Annotated in this window: 19 protein-coding genes; 7 read left to right on the top strand and 12 right to left on the bottom strand. The window is 33.8% G+C overall.

Going from position 1 to position 24,038, the window contains the following annotated elements; translation table 11 throughout:
- Positions 1–14 precede the first annotated feature (14 nt).
- From LNP22_RS17935 to LNP22_RS17925, 3 genes are all read right to left on the bottom strand, one after another.
- Positions 15–2,291, bottom strand: a complete 2,277-nt coding sequence (locus LNP22_RS17935) for a choice-of-anchor L domain-containing protein (protein WP_229974677.1) — start codon at positions 2,289–2,291, stop codon at positions 15–17.
- 72 nt (positions 2,292–2,363) lie between these two features.
- Positions 2,364–3,200: an ABC transporter permease gene (locus tag LNP22_RS17930; RefSeq protein WP_229974676.1), complete on the bottom strand. Its 837-nt coding sequence runs from the start codon at positions 3,198–3,200 to the stop codon at positions 2,364–2,366.
- 3 nt (positions 3,201–3,203) lie between these two features.
- A complete protein-coding gene (locus LNP22_RS17925) occupies positions 3,204–4,115 on the bottom strand; it encodes an ABC transporter ATP-binding protein (RefSeq protein WP_229974675.1) in 912 nt (303 codons plus the stop codon).
- Between the two features lie 97 nt (positions 4,116–4,212).
- On the opposite strand from LNP22_RS17925, the gene LNP22_RS17920 reads away from it, so the two are divergent.
- Together LNP22_RS17920 and LNP22_RS17915 are read left to right on the top strand one after the other, a co-directional pair.
- The gene (locus LNP22_RS17920; RefSeq protein WP_229974674.1) at positions 4,213–5,265 is read left to right on the top strand and encodes a hypothetical protein; all 1,053 of its coding nucleotides are present in this window, start codon (positions 4,213–4,215) and stop codon (positions 5,263–5,265) included.
- Between the two features lie 84 nt (positions 5,266–5,349).
- Positions 5,350–6,210 (top strand): SdiA-regulated/phytase-like domain-containing protein, encoded by an 861-nt coding sequence (locus tag LNP22_RS17915; RefSeq protein WP_229976403.1) that lies wholly within the window; start codon positions 5,350–5,352, stop codon positions 6,208–6,210.
- A 145-nt stretch (positions 6,211–6,355) separates the two neighbouring features.
- On the opposite strand, the gene LNP22_RS17910 is transcribed toward LNP22_RS17915, so the two are convergent.
- Positions 6,356–10,090 carry a metallophosphoesterase gene (locus LNP22_RS17910; protein WP_229974673.1) on the bottom strand — a complete coding sequence of 1,245 codons (3,735 nt, stop codon included), beginning with the start codon at positions 10,088–10,090 and terminating at the stop codon, positions 6,356–6,358.
- A gap of 26 nt (positions 10,091–10,116) precedes the next feature.
- On the opposite strand from LNP22_RS17910, the gene LNP22_RS17905 reads away from it, so the two are divergent.
- Positions 10,117–11,292, top strand: coding sequence for a Pycsar system effector family protein (locus LNP22_RS17905; protein ID WP_229974672.1), 1,176 nt, complete (start codon positions 10,117–10,119; stop codon positions 11,290–11,292).
- Between the two features lie 16 nt (positions 11,293–11,308).
- Here the strand turns inward: LNP22_RS17905 and LNP22_RS17900 are convergent, their stop codons facing one another.
- The 8 genes from LNP22_RS17900 to LNP22_RS17865 all read right to left on the bottom strand — a co-directional run bounded on the left by LNP22_RS17900 (position 11,309) and on the right by LNP22_RS17865 (position 19,193).
- The gene (locus LNP22_RS17900; RefSeq protein WP_229974671.1) at positions 11,309–13,675 is read right to left on the bottom strand and encodes a GAF domain-containing protein; all 2,367 of its coding nucleotides are present in this window, start codon (positions 13,673–13,675) and stop codon (positions 11,309–11,311) included.
- A 175-nt stretch (positions 13,676–13,850) separates the two neighbouring features.
- Complete coding sequence (locus LNP22_RS17895; RefSeq protein ID WP_229974670.1) at positions 13,851–14,909, bottom strand: nucleoid-associated protein; 1,059 nt, start codon at positions 14,907–14,909, stop codon at positions 13,851–13,853.
- Positions 14,910–14,953: 44 nt separating this feature from the next.
- Positions 14,954–15,313, bottom strand: coding sequence for a four helix bundle protein (locus tag LNP22_RS17890; RefSeq protein ID WP_210666508.1), 360 nt, complete (start codon positions 15,311–15,313; stop codon positions 14,954–14,956).
- Positions 15,314–15,412: 99 nt separating this feature from the next.
- Positions 15,413–15,952 (bottom strand): IS1096 element passenger TnpR family protein, encoded by a 540-nt coding sequence (locus LNP22_RS17885; protein ID WP_210666509.1) that lies wholly within the window; start codon positions 15,950–15,952, stop codon positions 15,413–15,415.
- 132 nt (positions 15,953–16,084) lie between these two features.
- Entirely contained in the window at positions 16,085–16,687 is a 603-nt protein-coding gene (locus LNP22_RS17880) for an HPP family protein (protein ID WP_229974669.1), read from the bottom strand.
- A gap of 87 nt (positions 16,688–16,774) precedes the next feature.
- Positions 16,775–18,052, bottom strand: a complete 1,278-nt coding sequence (locus LNP22_RS17875; protein ID WP_229974668.1) for a chloride channel protein — start codon at positions 18,050–18,052, stop codon at positions 16,775–16,777.
- Positions 18,053–18,231: 179 nt separating this feature from the next.
- Positions 18,232–18,621: an SMU1112c/YaeR family gloxylase I-like metalloprotein gene (gloA2, locus tag LNP22_RS17870; protein WP_229974667.1), complete on the bottom strand. Its 390-nt coding sequence runs from the start codon at positions 18,619–18,621 to the stop codon at positions 18,232–18,234.
- 17 nt (positions 18,622–18,638) lie between these two features.
- Entirely contained in the window at positions 18,639–19,193 is a 555-nt protein-coding gene (locus LNP22_RS17865; protein WP_229974666.1) for a sugar O-acetyltransferase, read from the bottom strand.
- 126 nt (positions 19,194–19,319) lie between these two features.
- Between LNP22_RS17865 and LNP22_RS17860 the strand changes: the two genes are divergently transcribed.
- The 4 genes from LNP22_RS17860 (at position 19,320) to LNP22_RS17845 (ending at position 24,031) form a co-directional block, all read left to right on the top strand.
- Positions 19,320–21,485, top strand: coding sequence for a TonB-dependent receptor (locus tag LNP22_RS17860; RefSeq protein ID WP_229974665.1), 2,166 nt, complete (start codon positions 19,320–19,322; stop codon positions 21,483–21,485).
- 237 nt (positions 21,486–21,722) lie between these two features.
- The gene (locus LNP22_RS17855) at positions 21,723–22,346 is read left to right on the top strand and encodes a hypothetical protein (protein WP_229974664.1); all 624 of its coding nucleotides are present in this window, start codon (positions 21,723–21,725) and stop codon (positions 22,344–22,346) included.
- Between the two features lie 18 nt (positions 22,347–22,364).
- Positions 22,365–23,723, top strand: coding sequence for a histidine kinase (locus LNP22_RS17850; protein WP_229974663.1), 1,359 nt, complete (start codon positions 22,365–22,367; stop codon positions 23,721–23,723).
- Between the two features lie 2 nt (positions 23,724–23,725).
- Positions 23,726–24,031 carry a 2TM domain-containing protein gene (locus LNP22_RS17845; protein ID WP_229974662.1) on the top strand — a complete coding sequence of 102 codons (306 nt, stop codon included), beginning with the start codon at positions 23,726–23,728 and terminating at the stop codon, positions 24,029–24,031.
- Positions 24,032–24,038 lie beyond the last annotated feature (7 nt).

Below are 24,038 nucleotides of genomic sequence, written 5' to 3'. Positions count from 1 at the left end.
TAATAATTTTTAGATTATCTTTTCAAACTAAAATGGCCTTTAACATTTTTTCCATCTGCAAATAATAAAGTAAACCAATAATCATCGGCTGGAAGTTGTTGGTTGTTGAATAAACCGCTCCAACCGCTGCTCTGTTGATTCATTTGTTTTACTAATTTTCCATAGCGATCAAAAATAGAAATTTCAAAATCAGGAAGATAACTAGCGTTTTTAATTTGCCAAATATCATTAAAACCATCACCATTTGGCGTAAAAAATCTTGGGTAATCAACGACATAAATCAATAAAGTATTAGACATCCCGCAACCTTTTTTTTCACGAGCTACTGCATTGTAGATTCCCGGTAAAACGCTGGTAAATAAAGGCTCATTCTGAAAAGTAATGCCGTCAAGCGAAAATTCATAATCGCCTGAACCTGTAAATTCCAGTAAAACCGAATTGTCATTTCCTGAGAATTCTTTGACTTGCGTATTGGTTAAAGTGGCAGGTTCAGATAGATCTACCGCAAACTTTTTTGCTTTTTCGCAACCGTTAATATCGGTCACGGTCACGATATAATCACCAGCAGTGGTAGCCGTTATGGTGTTGGTATTGTTGCCTCCTGTGTCCCAGCGATAACTTGCAAATCCAGAAGCAATAGTCAAATCTACACTATCGCCTTTACATAAATGAATCGTTTCATCACCAAAATTTGGTGGATTAAAATTGTTTATTTCAAGTTGTATTGGTATGATGCCATAGCAATCGCTTCCGTTGATAGCTCGCGCATAAATTATTTGAGAATTTGGAGTGGTGTTTTTGAAAATATTGGGTAATGGATTTTTTTCTGCTAAAGCGTCCGAGGTATTCAAATAATAAACAAAACGCAATCCTGCGGGAACGCCTGTAATATTGGGAGAAATTTCTGCATTCAAATCAAATTGATACAAACCATCCTGAACCAGATCCCGATCACAAGTTTGAAAAGGGTTTTGATTCGGAATAGTATTATTGACAATCCTTAACGTAATTTCTGCTGTTGTGTAACAGCCGTATTTATTTTCAATTCGGGCAAAAATGATTTTATCTCTTGAAGTGTAATTTTCGGGTGAAATGATGGTATTTGTTTTTGCTTGTGCATCTACCAATGTTTCATAATAGCCCGCATTTGTAATATCTGTAGTATTGTTTTTTATAATGTTATCCAGTTTTGACAAATTAAAAACAGCTTCATCATTATTATTTGCACCACATTGGATCATTGTTGCATTCGAAACTGAAATTTGGGAGGCAAAATCAATTTTAATTTCTCCAATTAAAGTACATGTTGAAGGAGTTAGCACCACTTCCGCTTTATAAGTTCCGGAATCTGTTGGTGAATAATAGGGATTCGTTGCTGCTGGAATCAGAATATTGTTTTTGTACCACCTGTAGGTATAAGTTGCAGATAAATTGGTGTTTAAAGTAGTCGTTTCACCAAAGCATATCGGACTATTATTTGAGATAGTTCTATCGGGGCCAAAGTCTATCTTCGATTTAAAACTGCCTGCTTCAATAAAAACTGCCGAATCATAATATTCTTCAGAATCATCTGCGATAACAAGTTTTATGTGGTATTTTTTTCCCGAAATCACAGGGCTTTGAGCGTTCATAACGACTGTTTGTCCTGCATAATTTATCGGACTAGCAGCTGTATTAATTCCATTAAAATATTCTTGGTTTTGCTCAGGGCATCCTTGGTAAGGCACGTTTCCGTTAAGGCTAAAACCCGGTTCTATTTTGGGACGAACATTTGTTGAGGAAACTATCGCAGTTTGATTCGGTAAAACTGCAAGATTTTTATAAACGGCTGTTGGATCATCTGCTTCTTTCATTAAAAACGCAAAACCGTCGGAATACTGACACGGAAAAAACGACTGATATTCATTAGAAGCAAAAATATAATTGAAACTTAAAAAATCTGTTAGAGGAATAAAATCGAATTCTAAAACGGTTGCATTTACCGAATTAATACCCAACGCTTGATTTAAATCGCTGTCACCTTGCCAATTTGGATTTCCGCCTCCGCGATTGGTTCTAAAAGGGCCAATGGCATCGTGGCTGGGCGAAGTAGCAAGAACAACACCTTCTGAAAAGGGAAAATTACTGGCGTCTTTATTAAAGTAAGCAAAACTTTTTTGTCCGGGAGTAAACGTATCGCCAAAACCATTAATATTGGATACAGAAACGCAGGTGTTATTTACTAAAATAGTATTAATAAGTTGTTCCGGCGTTTTTGTATCATCAATACTAATAACTTGTTGTCCAATCATTTTTATAGAAAAAAAGGACATAAAAAGACCAATAAGCGTAATTTTAAAACAATTCATAGTATAGCAAATATACTACAAATCTCTCTTTTTTAATAATTTATAAGAGAAGAACACAAACAAGAACGTCCAGATCAATACTATGAGTATCGAAAGATAATTGACATCATAATCTTTTATGTTTTCAACGCCCATTTGGGTTCCGATATTTTTTACAACAGACAATCTTGTGAAGGGTTCAATAATCAAATTTGACATCGCTTCTAAAGGCAAAAATTGCATGATTGTCTCGTGAGTATTGCTGTTTGGAAAAATTTTAAAAGCTAAAATCCCTTTTACAATTCCTTCAATGATACTCCAAACCAAAAGAAATCCCAGGGCAAAAGCAGAGCGTTTTACTAATATTCCTAAGAATAGACAGAACGAAAAGAAACCGGTCAATTTGACAAAAAAGGCCAAAAGATAATCTAGATGACTAAAAACAATTCCTGCTTCGGTATAAGAAGAAAAGCTGAATCCTAAAATTAAAGTCATTACAAATACAAAAATAGTCGAGCAAAATGCAAAAAGTACCACCGTTAAAAATTTTGATAAAATAAATTCTCTTTTACTCAAACCATCAATTAGGTTTTGTTTTAAAGTACCGTAGCTGTACTCATTTGCCATCATTGAAACGATTACAATTGCCAGAAAAAACTTGAGCCAAGCGGCAACATAAGTATTAAAATGCCAGATAAACGGGAAGTTAAAGATGCCCATTTCGGCCAAATGAAATTTAAAAATACCTATGTCAAATTTTATCGAAGCAATCAAGGCGATAAACGAAAGTAAAATAAAATACGTCAGTGTAAGGATTTTGCTGGCTTTGTTTTTCCAGATTTTTTGTAATTCTATAGCGATAAGTCTGTTCATGATCTAGTTGTTTTGTGTAATGGTTTTACTAGTTAATTCTAAAAATTGAGCTTCTAAACTGTTTTTACGTTTGACCAAATGGCTCAACGCTATGTTTTTAGAAAATAAAAACTGATTCAGTTCTGAAGCCGATAATTCTGATTTTAGATACACCAAAACTTTTCCTTCTTCCTCTATCATTCTTTCTACTGATGAATGTGTTGCCAAAACTGTTTTCAAAATGTCATTATTTTCAGCCTGTACTTCAAAAAAGCCTTCATTGGCCGACATTTCATCTACCGAACCTGAATATAATATTTCGCCTTTTCTTAAAACAATCACATGCGAACATACTTTTTCGACTTCGTCTAATAAATGCGAAGCCAATAAAATTGTGGTACCTTGAGAGGCGATTTTTCTAATGATATCACGAATTTGGTGAATTCCCTGTGGGTCCAGACCGTTTGTAGGCTCGTCTAAAATTAAAATTTCGGGATCATTCAAAAGTGCCGAAGCGATAGCCAAACGTTGTTTCATCCCTAAAGAAAAAGTACTGAATTTGCTGTCTTTTCTTTCGGTAAGGCCAACTAAATCTAGCTTTTCGTTTATTTTAGCATAACTGATGCTTTTTATTTTACAAACCAGTTTTAGGTTTTCTTCGGCGGTCATGTACGGGTAAAAGTTAGGCCTTTCTATAATAGCGCCTACTTTTTTTAAGGCTTCGTGCGTTTGCATGTTGCCGCTAAACCAGCTGTAATCGCCGGAAGTTCGGTTGACGACATTCAACACAATTCCCAAAGTGGTAGATTTTCCGCTTCCATTAGGGCCTAATATGCCGTAAACGCGGCCTTTTTGTATTTCAAAAGACACATTTTTTAAGGCTTGAATACGCCCGTATCTTTTGCTGAGATTCTGAATTGTAAGTATGGTTTCCAATATAATTTTTGTTTTAGTTATTTAGTAAGACGTTTCAACTAAAGTTTTGTTACTGCCAAATGTAATTTAATGTAAATTTGCATTAAAGATATTGAAAATGAGCGAGCCGTTGATGGTTTTAAAAAAACCTTCTTACCCTTTGATGCAACCCCTTTTGAGTTATTTAGAACGATACGAACGTATTTCAAAAGTTTCTGTTTTTTATGATGATTTATTGCGTTTTACAGGTTCTGTAAACGTGTACGATAAGTATGAAAGTGATACGTTGTGGATTCGTGTGTATTATAGCGAATTTGAACGAAATGAGATCGACCTAAATCTAAAAAAAATTTATTCGTTACTGCATTCGGACGGAAATAACGAAATTATTCAGTTTCTAAATGTGGATGCGATTGATTATTGTACGTTTGGAAATTCTAAACCTTTCCGAATTAAAGTTCGAAATATTCTCAACGATAATTATGTGCATTTTTATATCAAAAAGGCAGATGCTTCGCGTATTTACGGACTCGAATTGGAAGATATTCTGTCTCCCGACAAAATCAATTTTTTGGTTTATAAAGACACTTTAATCGAGGAACATATTATCGGAATTCCAGGTGATGTTTTTATGGATACTTTGCTAGACACGTGTACTGAAACCGAAAAATCTCAGATTGCAAAAGAGTTTGTAAAATTCAACGAACGTTGTATGATCAGGCTTTTGGGAGATATGCGTGCGTATAATTATGTAATTGTCCCTATTCATGATTTTGATCAGGTGGTTTATAAAATTCGGCCCATAGATTTTGATCAGCAATGTTATGAAGGGAATTTTAAAGTATATCGGCCACAGTTTTTCAAAGAAAATTATCCAATGATTCAACTAATTAAGGATAAATTAGAAGAAAGATCGATCATTCAATATAAAGATGAGGAACGTGCTATTTTAGCAAAACGTATTCACTCGGCCGAGAACAGAATCAAAAAGTTACTGAATATCATGTGCCACGATACGATTTCGACAGAAGAAAATCTTAGTCAGCTAAAAATGGAATTATACCGTTATACTAATGATATGAAGTTTAAAAATGCAAAATCTATGGGGCATATTATGTTTGCTGCTTTTGAATTTATTACACGTAACTTTAAAAACACCCATTTAATTTAATTTTTGCCTCGAATTAACACAGCTTAAATGAATTTTTGAGTCATTCATATCATTTTAATTTGTGTTTAAATAAAAAAAAGTATGATGAAAAAATCAATTTTGTTCAGTTTTTCAGTTATTTTACTTGCTTGTCAGCAAAAAGATTCCAGCGATTTAAAAGCGCTTTATCCCCTTCCTAAAAAATTAAAAGAAGTTTCTGGAATTACTTATTTCCCAGAGACAAATCTAATTTATACTCTGGAAGACAGCGGAAATGCCAATGAAATCTATGCTATAAATGCAGAAGGAAAATTAGATAAAAAAATTGCAATTACCAATGCGACAAATGTAGATTGGGAAGATATTACCAAAGACAAAGACGAAAATATTTACATTGGAGATTTTGGGAACAATGATAATGAGCGTCAGGATTTATGTATTTACAAAGTGAATAAAAACCAGTTAAATTCAGAAAACGCTACAGCCGAATATAAAGTTTTGTTTTCTTATCCCGAACAAAAAGAATTTCCGCCGAACAAAAAAGAATTGTTTTTTGATGTCGAAGGCTTTTTTGAATACCAAAACTATTTTTATTTATTTACAAAAAACAGAAGCAAAATTTTTGATGGAACAGCTTTTATCTACAAGATTCCAAATGCAGCCGGAACGCAAAAAGCGGTAAAAATTGGAGAGTTTAAAACATGTAACAACTACAATCATTGTGTATTGACAAGTGCTACAATAAGTCCAGACGGAAAAAAAGTAGCTTTACTAAGCCACGATAAAATTGTGTTGTTTGAAAATTTCCCTGGCGATTTATTTCATAAAGGAACTCAGAAAGAGATCCAGCTCAATCATTTTTCTCAAAAAGAAGCCATTGTTTTTAAAGACAATTTTACATTGTTAATTGCCGACGAAAAAACAAATAAAGTAGGAGGTAAGGTGTATGAGTTTATTTTACGATAGGTTAAATGTAAAATGTAAAATGTAAAATGTAAAATGTAAAAAGTGAGATGTAAAAAGTGAGATGTAAAAAAGTGAGATGTGAAATGTAAAATAACAAATCACATTTCACTTTTTTATATCTCGATTTGTGTAAATTTTAGTATTCCTAAAAACTAAAGGCTGCTGCAAAAATAACTCTTCCAACTTCTTCAGGTGCTTTAAAATAGGAGATTCTCGCTGTCAAAACGTTGATAGCATTCAGCCAGAGGCCTCCTCCAAAATCCTGATGCCATTTTTTAGAATTATCTCCGTCTATCCAAATTCTTCCGTAGTCGAAACCACCTAAAACGCCGTAAGTCAGGGGAGCAATGGTACGCTGAATTTTACCAATGCTAAAACGCAAATCGCTGCTTTGAGAAAAATACGAACTGCCTAAAAATCGTTCGTTTCTATAGCCGCGCAAATTAGTATCGCCACCCAAAGAGGCTCCGTGGTAAAATTCGTAATTGTTGTTTAAAACTGTTTTTCCTTTAAAAGCTGTCGCTAAAACTAGCTTTCCGTTATGATCTATTTTATGTGTAAAACTTAAAAGACTTTCTAATGTAGGGAAATTTTGCTTGGTATTTTCCAGATTTACCAGCCACGTTGCAGACATCATAAAACCAATTCCTAAAGTAGGTTTTGATGCAAAATCGGCATTTTTAAAGCCATATTTTACTTTTGCACCACCATATAACTGACTTTCAAATACCGTTGGATTTATGATATTCGGCAGATCAATATAGCGGTCTTTGGTTTCCTCAACTCTCATTTGCTGCAATAAAGGCTGAATGCTAAATTCGCTTCCGTAACGTCCAACATGCCTGATGGCCGCTGCGATATTAAATTTCTGAATACGGACCCTATTGTAATCCATTCCAAATTCATCATCATTATTTTGTGTTTCATTTCCATAACCAAAATAATTCATGGCAAAGTTTGGAGTGGTGTATTGCGATTCAACATCAATAATCCATTTTCCTAATAATCCTGGAAAATGTGCTGCATAATTAAATTCCAGACCTCCTGTTGCAAAATAATAGAAACCGTTTAAAACATGTCGTTGTGTGTACGGATTCTGCTTAAAATTATTAACCGTATAATTTAAATTAATGCCTACTTTTATCCCGTCATCTGGGTTAAACCCAATGTTGGGTAGCCCCGAGACTACATTATATTTCGGTTTTTGATAATTATACAAGTTAACCTCGTAATCATCGGTCAATTGTGTTTGTGTTTTGCTATCTAAATTATAAGTGTTCTCTTTTGATTTAAAATCATAAACAATCACCTTTCTGCCGTTTTCGATTGCGTAAGTATCATTGTTTTGACCGCCAATTAAACGAATTTTTATTCTCGATTTTTCTTTTCCAACGACTTCAAAAACATCATTGTCATCCAAACCATAAATCCATAAATTTTTGGTTTTTGCATCCGTAACGTTTTTAGTATAAACTAATTCGTCACCTTCTTTTTTAATTCTGAATACTTGAATTTCAAGGCTTTTTTTAGCATTGTGATGAATGACAAATTTGTCTTTTTTGTCTGTTCCTGCTATCATTATCGTGTGGCTTAAAACACCAAAATATTCTGAAGCATATTTTTGAAGTTCTTTTTTTCTGTTTTTTAATTTTTGTTTGATATCAGCAACCGTTTCATCCTGTACTTCTTTCGGCATGTTTTTAAAAGCATTATCGATATCTGTATCAGACAAGTTGTCTTGAATAAATTGTGCCTGAGCCAACCAGTCTTTTTCTTCTGCCGTCTTCAAAAAAGCCAAATCCAAAGGATAAGGTTCTCTGTTGAGCCATTTTACATTGTCAATTTTATTTTTGAAAGTACGCATGTGACGCAATGCCGGAATATTCATCAATATCGACAGTAATGTTCCGTCATATTTTGTAAAAGCCTGATCGCGATCGCGAGGAATCGGGCGGTAAATTATTTTATCCCCTTTTTTATGCTCGGCCCAGCGCCATTGGTCAGAATGCCTGTCCCAATCGCCAATAAGCATGTCAAATAAACGTGCTTTTATATATTCTTTTTCATCCACTTCATATTTTTCGTCCTTATGAAGATTTTTCATCATATCATCAGTACTAATAATATCGCTCGGATGTCCAAAATTTTTGGCATCCAGATGATTGTCGGCTGGTCTTTCTTCCACCATGTACAATGCATCTCCAAAATTCGAATTAAACTCTTTTAATCCATCTTGTTTCGGAATGTAATACAATACAGGATTAGTATGCGGTAGACCTAATTGATCTGCCATACTGCCAATTACAAATGGAGCATAAGGATGCGAAGTTGTGTAAAAATCAAGTAAGAAATTTTCAGCGTATGTTTTTTCAAAGTCATTTACAACATATTGATCTTTAAAAGCAACAGATTGTAAAAATGCAGTGGCGCTTTTTTTCATTCCCCTCATCACATATTCTCTTCCTTTAGGATCAGACATACGAAGTGAAATAGATTGATGTCCGCCGCCTTCGCGAATGGGTTTCAACCCTCCCATTAAGGTATCTATTGTGGCTGTTTTGGCATTAATGGGTAAACTATAATATTTTCTATAATGATTTCCGAACAAAAATTTATGAAAAAGACTTTTCTTCGTCATATCGGTAGTATAAATCGAGGTCGTTGTGGTTTTCTGAAAAGTATTAGAACCTGCTGGAGCCCAATTAAATTCTTTCGCTTTGATGATTTCATGTTCAAAAAGCAACTTTTCTTTGTTGTTAGTATTGCCGAAAAAAGACACTTTTGCATCTCCGCTCTTAAAAAGCACTAGCATTGCATAACCATTTCCACCGTATGAAAAATCGTTTGGATTGATGGCTCTAGCAGCTTCAGATTTTGAGCCGGCACCACTAATAATTTGTTTAATGTTTTCGCTGTTGATATACTGTAGATTGTGGTCATGGCCCGAGACGACAATGACATTTTTCTGGCCTTGCAATAGGGTTTTAATTCTTTTGGCGTAAATTGTATATTGCTTGTTTTGAAGGTCTTGCGGATTAATTCCGGATGTCTTTCGTAACAAATTTATAAATGAGCCAATAATAGGAAGCGGTATCTTTTTTTCAAAAGGGAATAATTGTTTTTCTAAAGAATATTGTCCTCCGTGAGATCCGTTGCTCAGGATAGGATGATGAATAGCGACAACGACTGTTTTTTCCTGATTTTTTTTTAAAATATTTTCGAGCTGATCAAAAAAATCTTCTCGTGTTTTTATGTCACAATTCTCATTTATGGTCGGATGGTTGTCCCAATCTTCCAGAAACCATTCGCTGTCAATAGTAACCAGAGCGGTGGTGCTATCAATTTTTACATCCTCTATTGGGCAACTTTTCCTGGGCAAAAAAGCTTTTTTATTGTTCAGGTATTTAGAGACAAATTCGGCTTGAAGTTCTAAACCTTTAATGCCGCTGTACCAGTCGTGATTGCCCGGAATAAAAATCGTCTTTCCTCTGAAACCTTTGGTGAGTTGCAGCTGATTGGTGAGTTTTGTCTCTGCTAAAGCCTTCTCTGTTGCGTTATTATTGCTGGGAAACCCTTTCGGATAAATATTATCACCCAGAAATAAAAGAGTGGCATTTTTACCGGATTTTTTTAGTCTTTGATGGAGTAATTCTAATGTTTGCTGTGCCTTTTCTTCATCAGCATTTCCGGCATCTCCAACCAGGTATATGGTTTGTGCAATTTTTATCGTATCGGTTGCGTTTTCGGTATTGTTGGCAGTAACATTTTTTCCGTATTGTACTTTGTGAGTAGCACAGGAAGCGACAAGCAAAATGAGAGAAGCAAACGCTAAATAGGTGTTAAGTTTATTATTTAAATGATAATCCAAAAACAATTTCATAATTTCGTGGTATAAAAATATTCTTTATGAATCTGATAGACCAAGCCGAAGATTTCGTGAGTAATTTACTCAAAGATAAACTTTCTAATTTATATTCTTACCATAATTTTAATCATACTTTGACTGTTGTAAATGCGGTAAAAGAACTTTGTAAAAAAGAAGAGGTCGTAGACGATGAAAAAACAGCACTCTTAGTAGCTGCTTGGTTTCACGATACAGGTTACATTCAAGGATATGAAAATCATGAGAGTGAGAGTGTAAAAATTGCTGCTGCTTTTTTAAAAGAGCACGGCAAATCGGATGATTTTATCGCGATTGTTTCTAATTTGATTCTTGCTACCGAAAAAGAATATGTTCCTAAAACGCAATTAGAAAAAATAATTAAAGACGCAGATTATGCTCACATAATGGGTTCTGAATATGGAACGACTTGTGAGTTATTGCGCTATGAACTAAAAAATATCTGGAATATTTCATTTTCTAATTCTGAATGGGCCGCAGAAAATTTAGAATTTTTATTAAAAAAACATCGATTTTATACGGATTATGCGCAAAGAAAATGGCAGCCTCTGAAGGAAAAAAATTTAATTGCGCTTCAAAAAAAGATAGACAAACAAAAATTAAAAGAGTCGATAGCAATAGAGAATGATAATAAAAAGGATAAAGCAGAAAAACCGGATCGCGGGATCGATACTTTATTTCGTGTAACACTTGGAAATCACACGCGATTAAGCGGAATTGCAGATAGTAAAGCCAATATTTTATTGTCTGTAAATGCCATTATTATTTCAATTGCACTTTCGACTATTATTCCAAAATTAGATAGTCCCAAAAATGCACATTTGGTCATTCCTACTTTTATAATGTTGATTTCGAGTGTCACGACGATTATTTTTGCTATTCTTTCTACACGACCAAAAGTAACATCCGGCATTTTTACCCGAAAAGACGTAGAAGATAAAAAAGTAAATTTGATGTTTTTTGGAAATTTTTACAAAATGCCACTACAGGAATATGATTGGGCCATGAACGAAATGATGAAAGACCGTGATTATTTGTATTCGACGATGATTAAAGATTTGTACTACCTCGGACTCGTTTTGCAACGTAAATACAACTTATTGCGTATTGCTTACAATCTTTTTATGGTCGGATTGATTGTGACGGTGATCTCGTTTGTAATCGCTTTTAAAAATATTTAAAAAGCTCAATTAAAAATTAATTGAGCTCGTCTAGTAAGTCTTGATACGTTATTTTTTTGGCAGTGCTCGGCGTGTTGTTAATTACTTTTACACGAATGGCTCTTAATCCTGAAACACCTTGCAAATCTTCAACTTCAAATTGTTCGATGGCTGGTTCAAGAATTTTTTTGTGCTGCAAATATTTGATGTATTTTAAATATTCTGCTTCTTCGCTGTTCTGAGAATATACAATTGTGATTTTTTCTTTCTCAGTAATACGTTCTTTTGAGCCTTTAATATTGGCTTTGTCGATACGTTTTTTTACGACTTCGTATCTGGCATTGTAAGTTCCATCAACGTCAAAACGCTTTTCATCCATTCTAAAACGAATAGAAAGAGGCTGACTAAAGACCAAAATTAGCGAAGTCACATCCAGTTCATACGGCAAAGAAGCTTTAAGTTGGTGGTGTTCCAGCTCCATTTCGCATAATGTTTGTAATTGCCACAAACGTAAATTGTGCAAATACATGATGTCAAAAGGTTTTGTAGGCGCAATCGAAGACCCAATATATAAATTATGCTCAACACCATCCGTTTTAAAACGTTCGTAGTAATGCGGATAAATTTGCTGCGCATCGAGTTGTTTTTTGTCCAGAACAGTTGCCAGCTTTTTATTAATAATAGACATCGCATTATCAAATTTCTTTCTTTCCTGATAAAAAAGACCTGTTTTCTCGTCTAAACTTTTAAAATACAATTGCTCTAATTCTTCGTTTTGAGCATTGTCTTTGGTGTTTTTTAAAATAGGATGAATTTCATCTTCAATATAATGCTGAATATGCTGCTCTGTATCTGCTTTAAGCGGATGATCTAATTCATCTCGAAGCGATTCAAGTTCAAATTTGCGTTGTTCCAAAAGTACTAAATTGCTGTTAGGTTTTTGATTTTCAAAAATTTCTAAAAGCATCGTCAATTGGTTTTTTAAATCTTTTTTTACCGTTTCATTACGATGTTCAGACGAACCTTTTATATCAATCTGGCCGTATAAAGGAAATACATTTTTAAATACAATTTCTTTAAAAATATAATCTTTGGTAGGATGGGTATTTTGAAAATAATTTTGTGATTCTTTCTTAAACTTCCAATAAACACTCGGGTGGATCGTTGTATATTCACGCTGAATAATAGCCTCGATCTGATGTTGCATATCGGTGTTGTAACGATCAATAGTATCCGTTAGATAAGGCAAAACCAGTTCGAGTTTGGTAGCATTTACACTGTTTAAATCTCTGGAATTTTCAGAAACTAATTCTACAATTCCTAATAAATTTCCCTCTTTTATGATAGGTGCAAAAACACAGCTTTGAATATTTTGCTGCAATAAATGTTCGCCTAGTTTCTTGTTTTCTGATTTTTGTATGAATTTTTTAACATTCGAAATTACAAATGGTTCTTTGTTTGTGAGCAAATTTTCAAAAGAACATCCAAAAAAAGCATTGCTGCAATCTATTTCCTGATCTGCAGAAAGTAAAAAGCTCTGAATTTGATTGTCAAATTTAATGGGTCTTATAAATTTATCTTCCTCCGAATTGTAAATAATGAAACCTACTTTTAATGCTGGAATTTTAAAAATAGATCTAAAAATATTGGCGATCACATCATTAGAAGCAACGGTTTTGGAATCGGGTTTTAGCAAATTACTTTTTAAATTCGAAATCGCACTTTCTGTAGTGGCATCAAATAAAGTTACAATTCCAAAGCCTTTGAGAATCCAGCTTCCTACCGGAAATTTAGATTTCCATAAATCGATGTCGGTATAATTGTCTATCAGTAAATCGAGGTCGTCCTGAGTAAGATTAATAGCGTTTTCAGAAGGAATAATTTCAATAAAATCGGCATTATATAAAATTCTGTAATGTTTTATAACGCCATTTTCATCCGGAATATCATAAAAAAAAGGTTTATTAAAATCGATCTTTTGATTGTAATAACTTGCCAGAATCAAACAGCAATTGTTGATATAAAATTGGTGATCGTCAAAATCACGAATTTCCATGTCAAACTCGGTACCCGCATTATTGAGTATTTTTTTGAAGCGTTCGCTATAATTGAATGTTAAATTCTGAAAAGGTATCGTAACGGCTTTTATTTCGTTGTGTGTCAATGCTGTCGGAAATAAGTCTGACAGTAAGTGTTTTATGAGTGTTTCATTTTTTTGAATGAAATCATAGTCCTGTATTCCAGTTCTAAATTCTGGTAATGGAGCTATCTGTTGTAGCACAGCCTTCGCGTAGTCCGAACGATAGTCTACATCGGATAAAGCAATTTCTTCAAAAGATTCAATTAATTTATGAAAAGAAATAATTGTTTTGAAGGGACTTTCGTTGTACAAATGAGTATTCATCTGAATTTTATTTAGAATACAAAATTAAGCATAAATTAAGAATTGATCATTATTTTACTATTTCTTTCGCTTATGCAATGATAAATTTTTATGTTGACCAATAAAAAAACGGCAATTACGAAGGTAGTTGCCGTTTTTTGTTTGTAATAAGTAAGTAGTAGAAAATGAATGACTCTTAGCTTTTTTCTTCTTTATTGAAATAAACTAAGTAGTAATACATTTGTTTTTCTTCATCCCAGCCTTTTTCAACAAATTTTTCTGCACTTTCGGGATTGATAAAATCCATTTTAATCTGAATGTGAGTATCCAGATTTATTACGTTTTTAATCGATTTTCTAGCGTCAGAAACTGCTGCGTTTGCAATTGGGAACGAGGTGATGTCTTCGATGCTGTATTTTTCTCCTTTATCTACCTTATAGTTTTTAAATTCTGGGATAAGATCAGGATTGTCCAGTACTTCGTTTAAGAAATTTTGCTCTTCAAACTGGTCATTTTTTGCAAAATAATTCACAGAGCGATTCATAAACATGACTTCTTCTTTTTTGTCTTCTGCAGGCAGAACTACATCTTTTGCAAAATTCTGGCAGAATTTTAAATATTTTTTGGTAATAAAATTTTCATCTTCAAAAGCATCAACAGACAAAAAGTGCTCTAACCAATAACGCGCATCATAACGGTTGCTGTCAACAGTCAGGATTTTATAACCTTCTTCTTTTTTGTAGTTAAAAATCAAACATCCTTTGTCTAATTTGCTCAGGTTGATGCCTTGTTGCAAAATCATTTCAAGATTGCTGTTTTTTTCTTCAAATTGTAAAAAGTCAGCTTGTAATTCGCTTTTAAAAATTCCAATAGCATCCACCACATTATTATCGATGCTTAAATTGGTTAGATACGTTACATAAACCTCTCCGTTTTTAATGTGCGGATGGTTGGATTGCTCATATAAATGTGTGGTAATATTTTTAGAAACCTCAAGTAATTTGCTCGGATTGTCAAAGATTTCAGTTGCATATTTAAACATGTCGTTGTAATCCAAATCGACTTCGTGTGCAAACTGAAAATAATTTTCTTCTTTCTCTCTAAAAGGCTTAAAAAAATACTCTTTTATTAGCGGAACAATTTCATCATTTAAGTTAAAAGTTTGTTCTGATAAAAAAATTGCTTCGTTTCTGCTTTTGTTTCCTACGCGGTGTATCGCAAGCGTCTCGATGTGTGTGTTGAAAAGGTTTATCATTTTTTAAAGTTGCTGAGGTTCTGAGTTACTAAGGTTCTGAGTTTTTAGTTTCTGTTTTTTAATTTATTAATAAAAGACACTAACATTCTTTCTACTTCGCGACTATCCTCATATAAATTGTTAAATTCTTCTTCGTTAAGGTAGGTTATATTTTTAGCAATTTCTAATTGAGTTTGCATTTCAAATAATGAACCAATTGAAATATTTAAAAAGCGTAAAAAATCTTTATCACTTTGTCGTCCATAGCCTTCAGCGATGTTGCTTGGAATTGAAATGGAACTTCGTCTAATTTGTGAAGTTAGTCCAAAGATTTCTTCTTTTGGAAAATTATTGGTAGAATAATAAATTTTTGTAATCAAGCTCATCGATTTTTGCCAGATAAGTAAATTTCTAAAATTGCTCATTTTCTTAAATTTAATTCTAAAAATTAAATTTAAGAAAAAACTTTCAAAATATAAAACTTATAAACTTAGTTTCTTAGCAACTCAGAGCCTTAAAAAAAACTAATTCCAATTCTCCTCAAACCCAAAATCTTCAAAGCTGTCGTCGCCTTCAAACATGTCTAGATCGTCTTCGTCAAGGTCATCTTCAAATTCGCCGTAGATATCGTCGTGCATATCGGCTTCAAAGTTTTTTTCGATCGCTTCGTCAGGCATTTCTCCATGAGAGAATAAAGTTTCCGGATAAGGAGCTCCCGCAATTTGATCTTCTATAGCAGCCAATTCCACCAAAAAGGTCCACATATTGATAAAATCATATACATAGATAATTTTGGTATTTTGTTCGTCTAAGATGTCTGATAGTTTATAATCGCTCATGGTTTTTTGTTCTCCGGGAATGTCACCAGTATCAAAAAGTGCGATTTCATCTTCCTGATTCCAAGTTTCATCGCAGGTATAAAACGAAGCTACTTCCATCCCGTCAAAACCAAAAGCATTGAAGATTGCGTTGTGTAAATCTTCAAGAGTATCATCTTCAAGAATTGCAATGTCTCTAAAAATATCTTCTTCGGCGTCTAGAATTACTCTAAATTTATAAACCATAATCTTTGTTTTTATTGAAAGGTCAAAGGTAAAATATAAAAAACGAATTATGAATTAGGATTTAAGATTTGTTGAAAAGATTTTATTAAGCTCCTACAAGGGTTTAAAAATCTTGCGGGAACAAGCGACACATTATGATTTGCCTCTCAATCTCTTTCTAATCTTATGATACTGTTTTCGGTACAGACCATGACTTGGATAAGTTCTGCTCGAAGTCATATTGTTAAAAATCAAAGCGGTAATTAGCAAGATAAGTACACCCACCAAAACTGGAGAAAGCACGTACATATATCCCAAAGCTTTTATTTTTTCTGAGCCAATAATAGCGATCAGTGCTGTAGCACCTCCGGGAGGATGGAGTGTTTTGGTAATCTGCATGAAGATAATAGCCAACGAAACCGCTAGCGGAGCGGCAATCCAGATGATGTCGGGAGCCAATTTCTGAACCGTAACTCCTATAAAAGCAGATACAAGATGACCGCCAACTAAGTTTCTGGGCTGCGAAAACGGACTCTGGATTATTCCGTATACCAGAACACTTGAGGCTCCAAAAGAGCCAATCAGATAAACCGCATCATGTCCCGAAAATTGTATAGATTGAATGTAAGCCAAAACTCCAATTCCGACAAACGATCCTATAAAAGACCAAAAATGCTCTTTGTAATCAACTAAAGTTTCTTTGTAAAGAATGTAACGGGTTTTGCGATATCCTCTCTTTATTTTTTGAATTGGCATAAATTCTAACTATTTGTTTTGGTGTTTTTGTTACAGATTTAAAGGCTTGAAAATTTGTATGAATCTCTGAAATCTGTGGCAAGAATATTATTTTATTAGGCTAGGGGCGTAACTATAAACAGTATAGGGATAAATTGTTTTTGCAGTGTATTTGGATATCAGGCAGGCTACTAAAATCGGTAAAAATAAAGTATAATCGTTTATAAGTCCGCAAACTAAAAATAGGGCAGTAAATGGCGCATGTATGCTGGCACTTAAAACTGCCGCCATTCCGATAATCATAAAGTTTATCGGAATCACATTTACATGAAAAAAGGTATTCAAGGCAGAAGCCAATAATAATCCTAAAAAAGCACCAATAAATAAACTAGGAGCAAAAACACCTCCATCGCCTCCAGAAGCCAGCGTAATTGAAGTTACGATTGGTTTTAGAATCAAAATCCCGATAAAAGTCAGTGTCAAAGTTACCGTTAACGGCATTTCAGAAGTACTGAAAATTGCTTTTATCGCATGATAACCTTCTCCGTATAATTGAGGAAAAATAAATAAAGAAATACTCAAAATGGCTGAACCTAGTAAAATTTTATAATAATGAACTTCTATTTTTTGAAATTGGGCTTTAAAAAACAAGACGCAACGCGTTAAATAAACCGAATTGATTCCGGCCAAAATTCCTAAAACAATAAAATAAGATATGGCTTTTAGATGCCAAGTCGTAATTGAGATCGTAAACAAAGGTTCCTCTTTTAAAATTGAAAGTAAACCAAAAGCAACTAAAACCGAAATTACATTTGAAATTACAAATGCACGAGTGACTTTTCGGGAGATAACTTCAAGAGCAAATAAAATTCCTGCAATCGGGCTGCTAAATAAAGCGGTAACTCCAGCAGCAACTCCAGCACAAATTAATTCGGTTTTATACTTGCGAAATATATTTTCTTTTTGCTGTGCCACAGAACCAATTGTAGCGGTGGCGACCACTGTAGACACTTCGATTCCTGTTGAACCTCCAAAAATAACCGTTAATAATCCATTTATAAAGTGAGATGGAATTTTATAAGAAGGTAAATTTTTAGATCCAGTTCTTGTACTTTCAAAAACTTCTTTGATGCCTTTGTTCTCTTTTTTCTTAAACAAATACTGTCTTAAAAAGTAAATAACAGATAATCCGAAAACTGGAAAAACAATAAAAAATACAGGATGTAATGACGCTTTGTGAAAGAAGATTTCCTCGTAATATTCTGTAATTTTTTTAAGTGAAATTCCTAAAAAGGCAGATAAAAAACCAATTAAAACAGAAACAATTACTAATTTTTGAAAAAGGATAAATTGATAATTTTTTTTGATTCGAGCTGTTTTGTTCATCAGAAGTAAAATTTTGAATCGCAGAATTTTTATGCGATTTTACAAAATTAGAGAATCAAATTGGGTTTTTAATAAAAACGCTTTGCATATTGTGTTAAAGTTGGTAAAAAAGAAAAATCGTATGCTTTTATTGCGGTGATATTTGCCTGTAACGATAAGAAGTTTTCACAATACTTTAATTATCGCTCATAAAACTCAATTGGCAAAGCATCGGGGTCGGCGATAAAAGTGAATCGTTTCTGGGTGATTTGATCAATTCTAATAGGTTCCGACTCGATGTTTTTTGTATTTAAAAAAGCAATAGTTTCATCCAAATTTAATACTTCAAAAGCCAAATGTCTCAAGCCTGTTGCCTCTGGTTGTGACGGTCGTTTTGGCGGATTTGGGAACGAAAATAATTCGACAATATAATGACCATTCAAAGCCAGATCAAGTTTGTAAGATTGGCGTTCTTCGCGGTAGATTTCTTTAATGATTGACAATCCTAATACTTCAGTATAAAAAAGTTTAGATTTTTGATAATCCGAACAAAGAATTGCAATATGATGTATTTTAGTTAATGAAAGCATTATTTATTTGGAGATTTTTAATTTAATTTTCGAATAATTTTTGCTGGGTTTCCAACAGCCAAAGAATAATCGGGAATGTTTTTTGTTACTACAGAACCCGCTCCAACCACACATCCTTTTCCGATGGTTATACCGGGACAAATTACAGTATTTCCGCCAATCCAGCAATCGTCTCCGATAGATACAGGCAGCGCATTTTCGAGTGTTTTTCTTAATTCAGCGTCAAGCGGATGAGTTGCCGTGTAAATTTGAACATTTGGCGCAATAAACACATTTGAACCAATAGTGACTGGAGCACAATCCAAAACCACACAATTTACATTAAAATAAACATTGTCACCACAAATAATATTGTACCCGTAATCGCAATGAAAAGGAGGTTCTATGTAAAAACTCTTGCCGGTATTAGGAATTAATTCGGCTAAAATTTCTTTCGCTTTTTTCGTTAGGCGATATTCAGTAACATTCAAACGATGTAATAAATTTTTGGCTCTTCGGCGCTCTTTTACCAAAACTGGATCGCCGGCTGCATAGTATTCTCCGGCAATCATCTTCTCTTTTTCAGTTCTCATATACAACTTATGTTTAGAGTAAAAGTAGCTTAAAAACAATTCATCCCCAAATTTCAACAATTGGGTTATTTAATATTTTTTAACTTGAATCGTTAAAATACATTTGCCTCATCAAAACCAAATGTTATGAAAACCAAATTACTTTTTGCAATAGCTTTTTTATTTATTGGCTCACTTATTTTTGCCCAAAACACCATTTCCGGAAAAGTGGTAGACGAAAAAGGGAAACCTGTTCCGGGAGCTAATATTTACATCGATGGAACTTATGATGGCGCCACCAGCTCTGAAACCGGAGATTTTTCTTTTGAAACGACTGCAACCGGAAATCAATTTTTAGTAGTAAGTTTTTTAATTTATGATACTTTTAGAAAAGAAATTGATGTTACCAATTTTAAAGAGCAGACAGTAAAACTGCGAGAAAATGTAAACGCACTAGATGCTGTTGTCATCACCGCAGGAACATTAGAATCTGGGGATAAAGCGAGAGTTTCGGTATTAAAACCTCTTGATATTGTAACCACTGCAGGTTCTGCCGGAAATATTATTGCGGCGCTCCAGACTTTGCCTGGAACGCAAACAGTGGGCGAAGATGGCCGTTTGTTTGTTCGTGGAGGTGAAGCCAGCGAAACGCAAACTTTCGTCGATGGTATTCGTGTTGCACAGCCTTACGGAGCTACAACAAATAATTTGCCAACTCGTGGTCGATTTTCTCCTTTTTTGTTTAGCGGAATCGCTTTTTCAACGGGAGGATATTCTGCAGAATATGGCGAAGCTTTGTCAAGTGTTTTGCTGTTGAACACCCAAGACGAACCCGACCAAAATAAAACAGAAATAGCTCTGATGACAGTTGGTTTAGGACTTGGAAATACTCAAAAATGGAATAAAAGTTCTTTAAGCGTCAATACGGCTTACATCAATTTAGCGCCTTATCAAGCTGCTATTCCTCAAAATGTCGATTGGAATAATCCGTATCAATCTTTATCGGGTGAAACGGTATATCGTTATCATTTTGTAAACGGAATTTTTAAATTATATGCAGCTTTTGACTCCGAAAAATTCGATTTGAATCAACAGAATATCAATTTTATTGATCCTATCAGGACTAATTTAAATAATAATAATTTTTATTTGAATGCTTCGTACAAAGGCACAATCGGAACGGGATGGCAATTAACAACAGGAATGAGTTACGGCTACAATAACGGCAAAGTAAAACTGAATAGTAGCGACATTAACAGCGACGAGAATGCGGCTCAGTTAAAAATAAAACTGAGAAAAAATGTTTCAGATCATTTTAAATTGTCTTTTGGTGCCGATTATTTTATTACAAAATTCAATGAAAATTTTAATGATAATGCTTCCATTAACGTGGCAAATGGGTACGATTCTAATATTGCAGCTTTTTACACTGAAGGAGATATTTTATTTTCGAAAAATTTTGCAGCCAAAGTAGGTTTTAGACTTTCAAATAATAGTTTGCTGGACGAAACTGCTATTGCGCCACGAGCTTCTCTAGCTTATAAAGTTTCAAAAAGCAGCCAGTTTTCTTTTGCGTACGGAGATTTTACCCAAACTCCTGTGGTTGATTATATTAAATATTCGAAATTTCATCAATTCGAAAGTGAAAAAGCAAGACATTATATCCTGAATTATCAGTTTACTAAACCAGGACAAACTTTTAGAGCCGAAGCTTATTTTAAAGATTATAGCAATTTGGTGCAATACGATACGAGAGATATTCAGTACAATTCGAATTTTAATAATAATGGTTCGGGGTATGCAAAAGGATTGGATTTGTTTTGGAGAGACAGCAATTTATACAAAAATTTAGAATATTGGATTTCGTACTCCTACATCGATTCGGAGCGAGCGTATAAAAATTTTCCAACGATGGCTACACCTGGTTTTATTGCTAATCATAATTTGTCTGTTGTTACGAAATATTTTATCACCGATTGGAAATCGCAAATTGGTTTTACAAATAGTTTTAGCACTGGAAGACCTTATAACAATCCAAACGAAGCACAATTTATGAACGGAAAAACAAAAGCGTATAATAGTTTGAGTTTTAATTGGGCGTATTTATTAACCACTCAAAAAATACTGTATTTCTCGATTTCAAATGTATTAGGGACTCAAAATGTTTTTGGCTACGATTATGCCAAAACACCAGATGCAACAGGGTTTTACAACAGACAAGCCGTTGTGCCAACTGCCGATAGATTTTTCTTCGTAGGTTTCTTCTGGACCATCAGCCAGAATAAAAATGATAATCAGTTGAAGAATTTATAAGCTCCTAAGTGACTTAGGATCTGAGTCTATAAGGTAAAGCCTTAGGTTCTTAGCAGCTTAGTAGCTCAGAGCCTTAAAAAAAACAATTCAGTCACAAAATTCGACAACTCGGTAGTATTTAATTTTAAAACAATAAAAACCAACCTACTTTTGAAGTATAAAATAACAGCGTTTTAATCATCAGTAAAACTTAGAACACTAAAAATAAAATTTAACAACCTTTAAAAAAAAGAAATCATGACCAAAATTATCACCGTAATTACATTATTTATTTGCAGTTTAATTTCTGCACAAACACAATTTGAGCAAGGAATGAGTAAAGCTTTTGGGCTTTGGAAAGAAGGAAAAAATTCAGAAGCTTCTGCCATGTTTGAAAGAATCGCTGCCGCTGAAAAAACAAGTTGGTATCCTAATTACTATGTAGCTTTAGTAAATACAACCGGCGCTTTCTCAGAAAAAGACAAAACAAAAATAGAGTTGATGTTGACAAAAGCACAAGATGCTTTGGATGTTGAAATGATCAAGGATCAAAATAACGCCGAATTGTTTGTGCTTCAGGCGCTAATTTATACCGCGTGGGTAGTTGCAGATCCTATGACAAACGGAATGAAATATTCGTCTAAAGTGATGGAAGCTTATGCAAAGGCAAAGTCTATAGACCCAAATAATCCAAGAGCCGTTTTTGGAGAAGCAGATTATCAGTTAGGCGGTGCAAAATGGACAGGAGTGGATACTAAGCCTCTTTGTGCTGAGGTGGATAAAGCTGTCGAACTTTTTGCTACTTTTAAGCCAGAAACAGCTTTTTCTCCAAAATGGGGATTAGAAAGAGCTTTGGAAGCTCAAAAAGGGTGTAAAAAATAATATTAGAAGAAGATCACAATGAAAAATCATGGAAATACATTTACAGATTTAAAAGGAGGAGCCATCGTTTGTTTTAAGATTTCTATGATTTTTACTGTAATATTCTCTGCCTTTTTGGGCGCAGATTTGAGTATAAAAAATGTTTTAATCACATTCTCTTTAAGTTGTCTTTATTCTTTTGGTTTAGGATTTGGCAACGGTTTCATCAATTTGTTCTTGGATAAAAAATGGGATTGGCTGGATCAAACAAATCTCAGGGTTTATTATGGCATTCTGGTTACTGTTTTGTACACAATTCCGGCTGTTTTAGGAATCAATTACATCATTTTTGTGATTTTGCAAAAAATGCCGATCAACCAGTTTTTTACAGAAAGAATGATTTGGGTACATCTTTTTTACATTATTTTATCATTGGGTGTTTCTACGTTTATGCAGGCCAGAAGCTTTATGGTAAAATGGAAGCAGGCTTCTAAATTTGAAGTGACACAACAAAAGATAATCGCAGGAACAGCCAATGCTAAATTTGAAAGTTTAAAAAACCAAATTGACCCGCATTTTCTTTTTAACAGCTTGAATGTTTTGAGTTCTTTGATCGAAGAAAATCCCGAGAATGCACAACGTTTTACAACTTCCTTGTCTAAAATTTACCGTTATGTTTTAGAACAAAAAGACAAAGAACTGGTTTCAGTTGAAGACGAATTGTCTTTTGCAAAAACCTATATGAATTTGCTGAAAATGCGTTTTGAGAACAGTTTGTTTTATGAGTTGCCGACGGGAGATATAAATGATGATGCAAAAGTGGTTCCGCTGTCGTTGCAGCTTTTGTTGGAGAACACGGTAAAACACAATGTGGTGAGCGAGCAAAGACCCTTGCACATAAGAATTTTTATTGACGGCGATTATTTAGCCATCCAAAATGATTTTCAGAAAAAAGAAGTTTTACAAGACAGGCAAGGGGTGGGACTGCAGAATATCGTAAATCGATACGGAATTGTCACCAATAGAAAAGTCTTAATTGAACAAAATGAACAAAATTTTACAGTTAAAATTCCAATTTTAACCAAACAAATAACAGTTATGGAAACAAATGCAGATTATAATGATGAAAGTAAAGCTTATTTTAGAGCAAAAAAAAGAGTAGAAGAAATAAAAGGATTTTATGCAAATCTTATTTCATACTGCTGTGTAATCCCGATCTTGGTTTTTATCAACCTAACGTATTCTCCTAAATTTCAATGGTTTTGGTTTTCGGCTTTAGGCTGGGGATTTGGAGTCGTAATGCATGCCTTCAAAGTGTATGGCTACAGCTCTGATTGGGAGGAGCGAAAAATTAGAGAAATTTTAGAAAGAGAAAACAATAAACAAACCTGGAAATAATCATGGAAATTAATTATAGCGAAGAGGATAAATATTACATAGCGAAGAAAAAAGTCGAAAATATTAAAGGATTTTATGGAAATCTAACCTCATTTGTATTTGTAAATATATTTTTAATCGGAATCAATTTGTACACTTCACCAAACCATTTATGGTTCTACTGGCCCTTGATGTGGTGGGGCATCGGAGTGGTATTTCATGGATTGAAAGTTTTTGAAGTTTTTCCCGCTTTTGGAAAAGATTGGGAAGAGAAAAAAATCAAAGAATTAATGGAAAAAGAGAAGGAAAACAAAGGAAAATGGCAATAATTTAAAT

This window comes from Flavobacterium flavipigmentatum, assembly GCF_020911905.1.
In the GTDB taxonomy this organism is placed as follows: Bacteria; Bacteroidota; Bacteroidia; order Flavobacteriales; family Flavobacteriaceae; genus Flavobacterium; species Flavobacterium flavipigmentatum.
Note: the sequence above shows the minus strand (reverse complement) of the source record. Positions and strands in the feature narration are given on the sequence as shown.

Coding starts and splice junctions, on each gene's coding strand:
- LNP22_RS17900 (WP_229974671.1), bottom strand. CDS start 13,675: ATGAATACTCATTTGTACAACGAAAGTCCCTTCAAAACAATTATTTCT.
- LNP22_RS17855 (WP_229974664.1), top strand. CDS start 21,723: ATGACCAAAATTATCACCGTAATTACATTATTTATTTGCAGTTTAATT.
- LNP22_RS17905 (WP_229974672.1), top strand. CDS start 10,117: ATGAATCTGATAGACCAAGCCGAAGATTTCGTGAGTAATTTACTCAAA.
- LNP22_RS17915 (WP_229976403.1), top strand. CDS start 5,350: ATGAAAAAATCAATTTTGTTCAGTTTTTCAGTTATTTTACTTGCTTGT.
- LNP22_RS17845 (WP_229974662.1), top strand. CDS start 23,726: ATGGAAATTAATTATAGCGAAGAGGATAAATATTACATAGCGAAGAAA.
- LNP22_RS17890 (WP_210666508.1), bottom strand. CDS start 15,313: ATGAGCAATTTTAGAAATTTACTTATCTGGCAAAAATCGATGAGCTTG.
- LNP22_RS17880 (WP_229974669.1), bottom strand. CDS start 16,687: ATGCCAATTCAAAAAATAAAGAGAGGATATCGCAAAACCCGTTACATT.
- LNP22_RS17920 (WP_229974674.1), top strand. CDS start 4,213: ATGAGCGAGCCGTTGATGGTTTTAAAAAAACCTTCTTACCCTTTGATG.
- LNP22_RS17850 (WP_229974663.1), top strand. CDS start 22,365: ATGAAAAATCATGGAAATACATTTACAGATTTAAAAGGAGGAGCCATC.
- LNP22_RS17930 (WP_229974676.1), bottom strand. CDS start 3,200: ATGAACAGACTTATCGCTATAGAATTACAAAAAATCTGGAAAAACAAA.
- gloA2 (WP_229974667.1), bottom strand. CDS start 18,621: ATGCTTTCATTAACTAAAATACATCATATTGCAATTCTTTGTTCGGAT.
- LNP22_RS17860 (WP_229974665.1), top strand. CDS start 19,320: ATGAAAACCAAATTACTTTTTGCAATAGCTTTTTTATTTATTGGCTCA.
- LNP22_RS17910 (WP_229974673.1), bottom strand. CDS start 10,090: ATGAAATTGTTTTTGGATTATCATTTAAATAATAAACTTAACACCTAT.
- LNP22_RS17935 (WP_229974677.1), bottom strand. CDS start 2,291: ATGATTGGACAACAAGTTATTAGTATTGATGATACAAAAACGCCGGAA.
- LNP22_RS17895 (WP_229974670.1), bottom strand. CDS start 14,909: ATGATAAACCTTTTCAACACACACATCGAGACGCTTGCGATACACCGC.
- LNP22_RS17865 (WP_229974666.1), bottom strand. CDS start 19,193: ATGAGAACTGAAAAAGAGAAGATGATTGCCGGAGAATACTATGCAGCC.
- LNP22_RS17885 (WP_210666509.1), bottom strand. CDS start 15,952: ATGGTTTATAAATTTAGAGTAATTCTAGACGCCGAAGAAGATATTTTT.
- LNP22_RS17875 (WP_229974668.1), bottom strand. CDS start 18,052: ATGAACAAAACAGCTCGAATCAAAAAAAATTATCAATTTATCCTTTTT.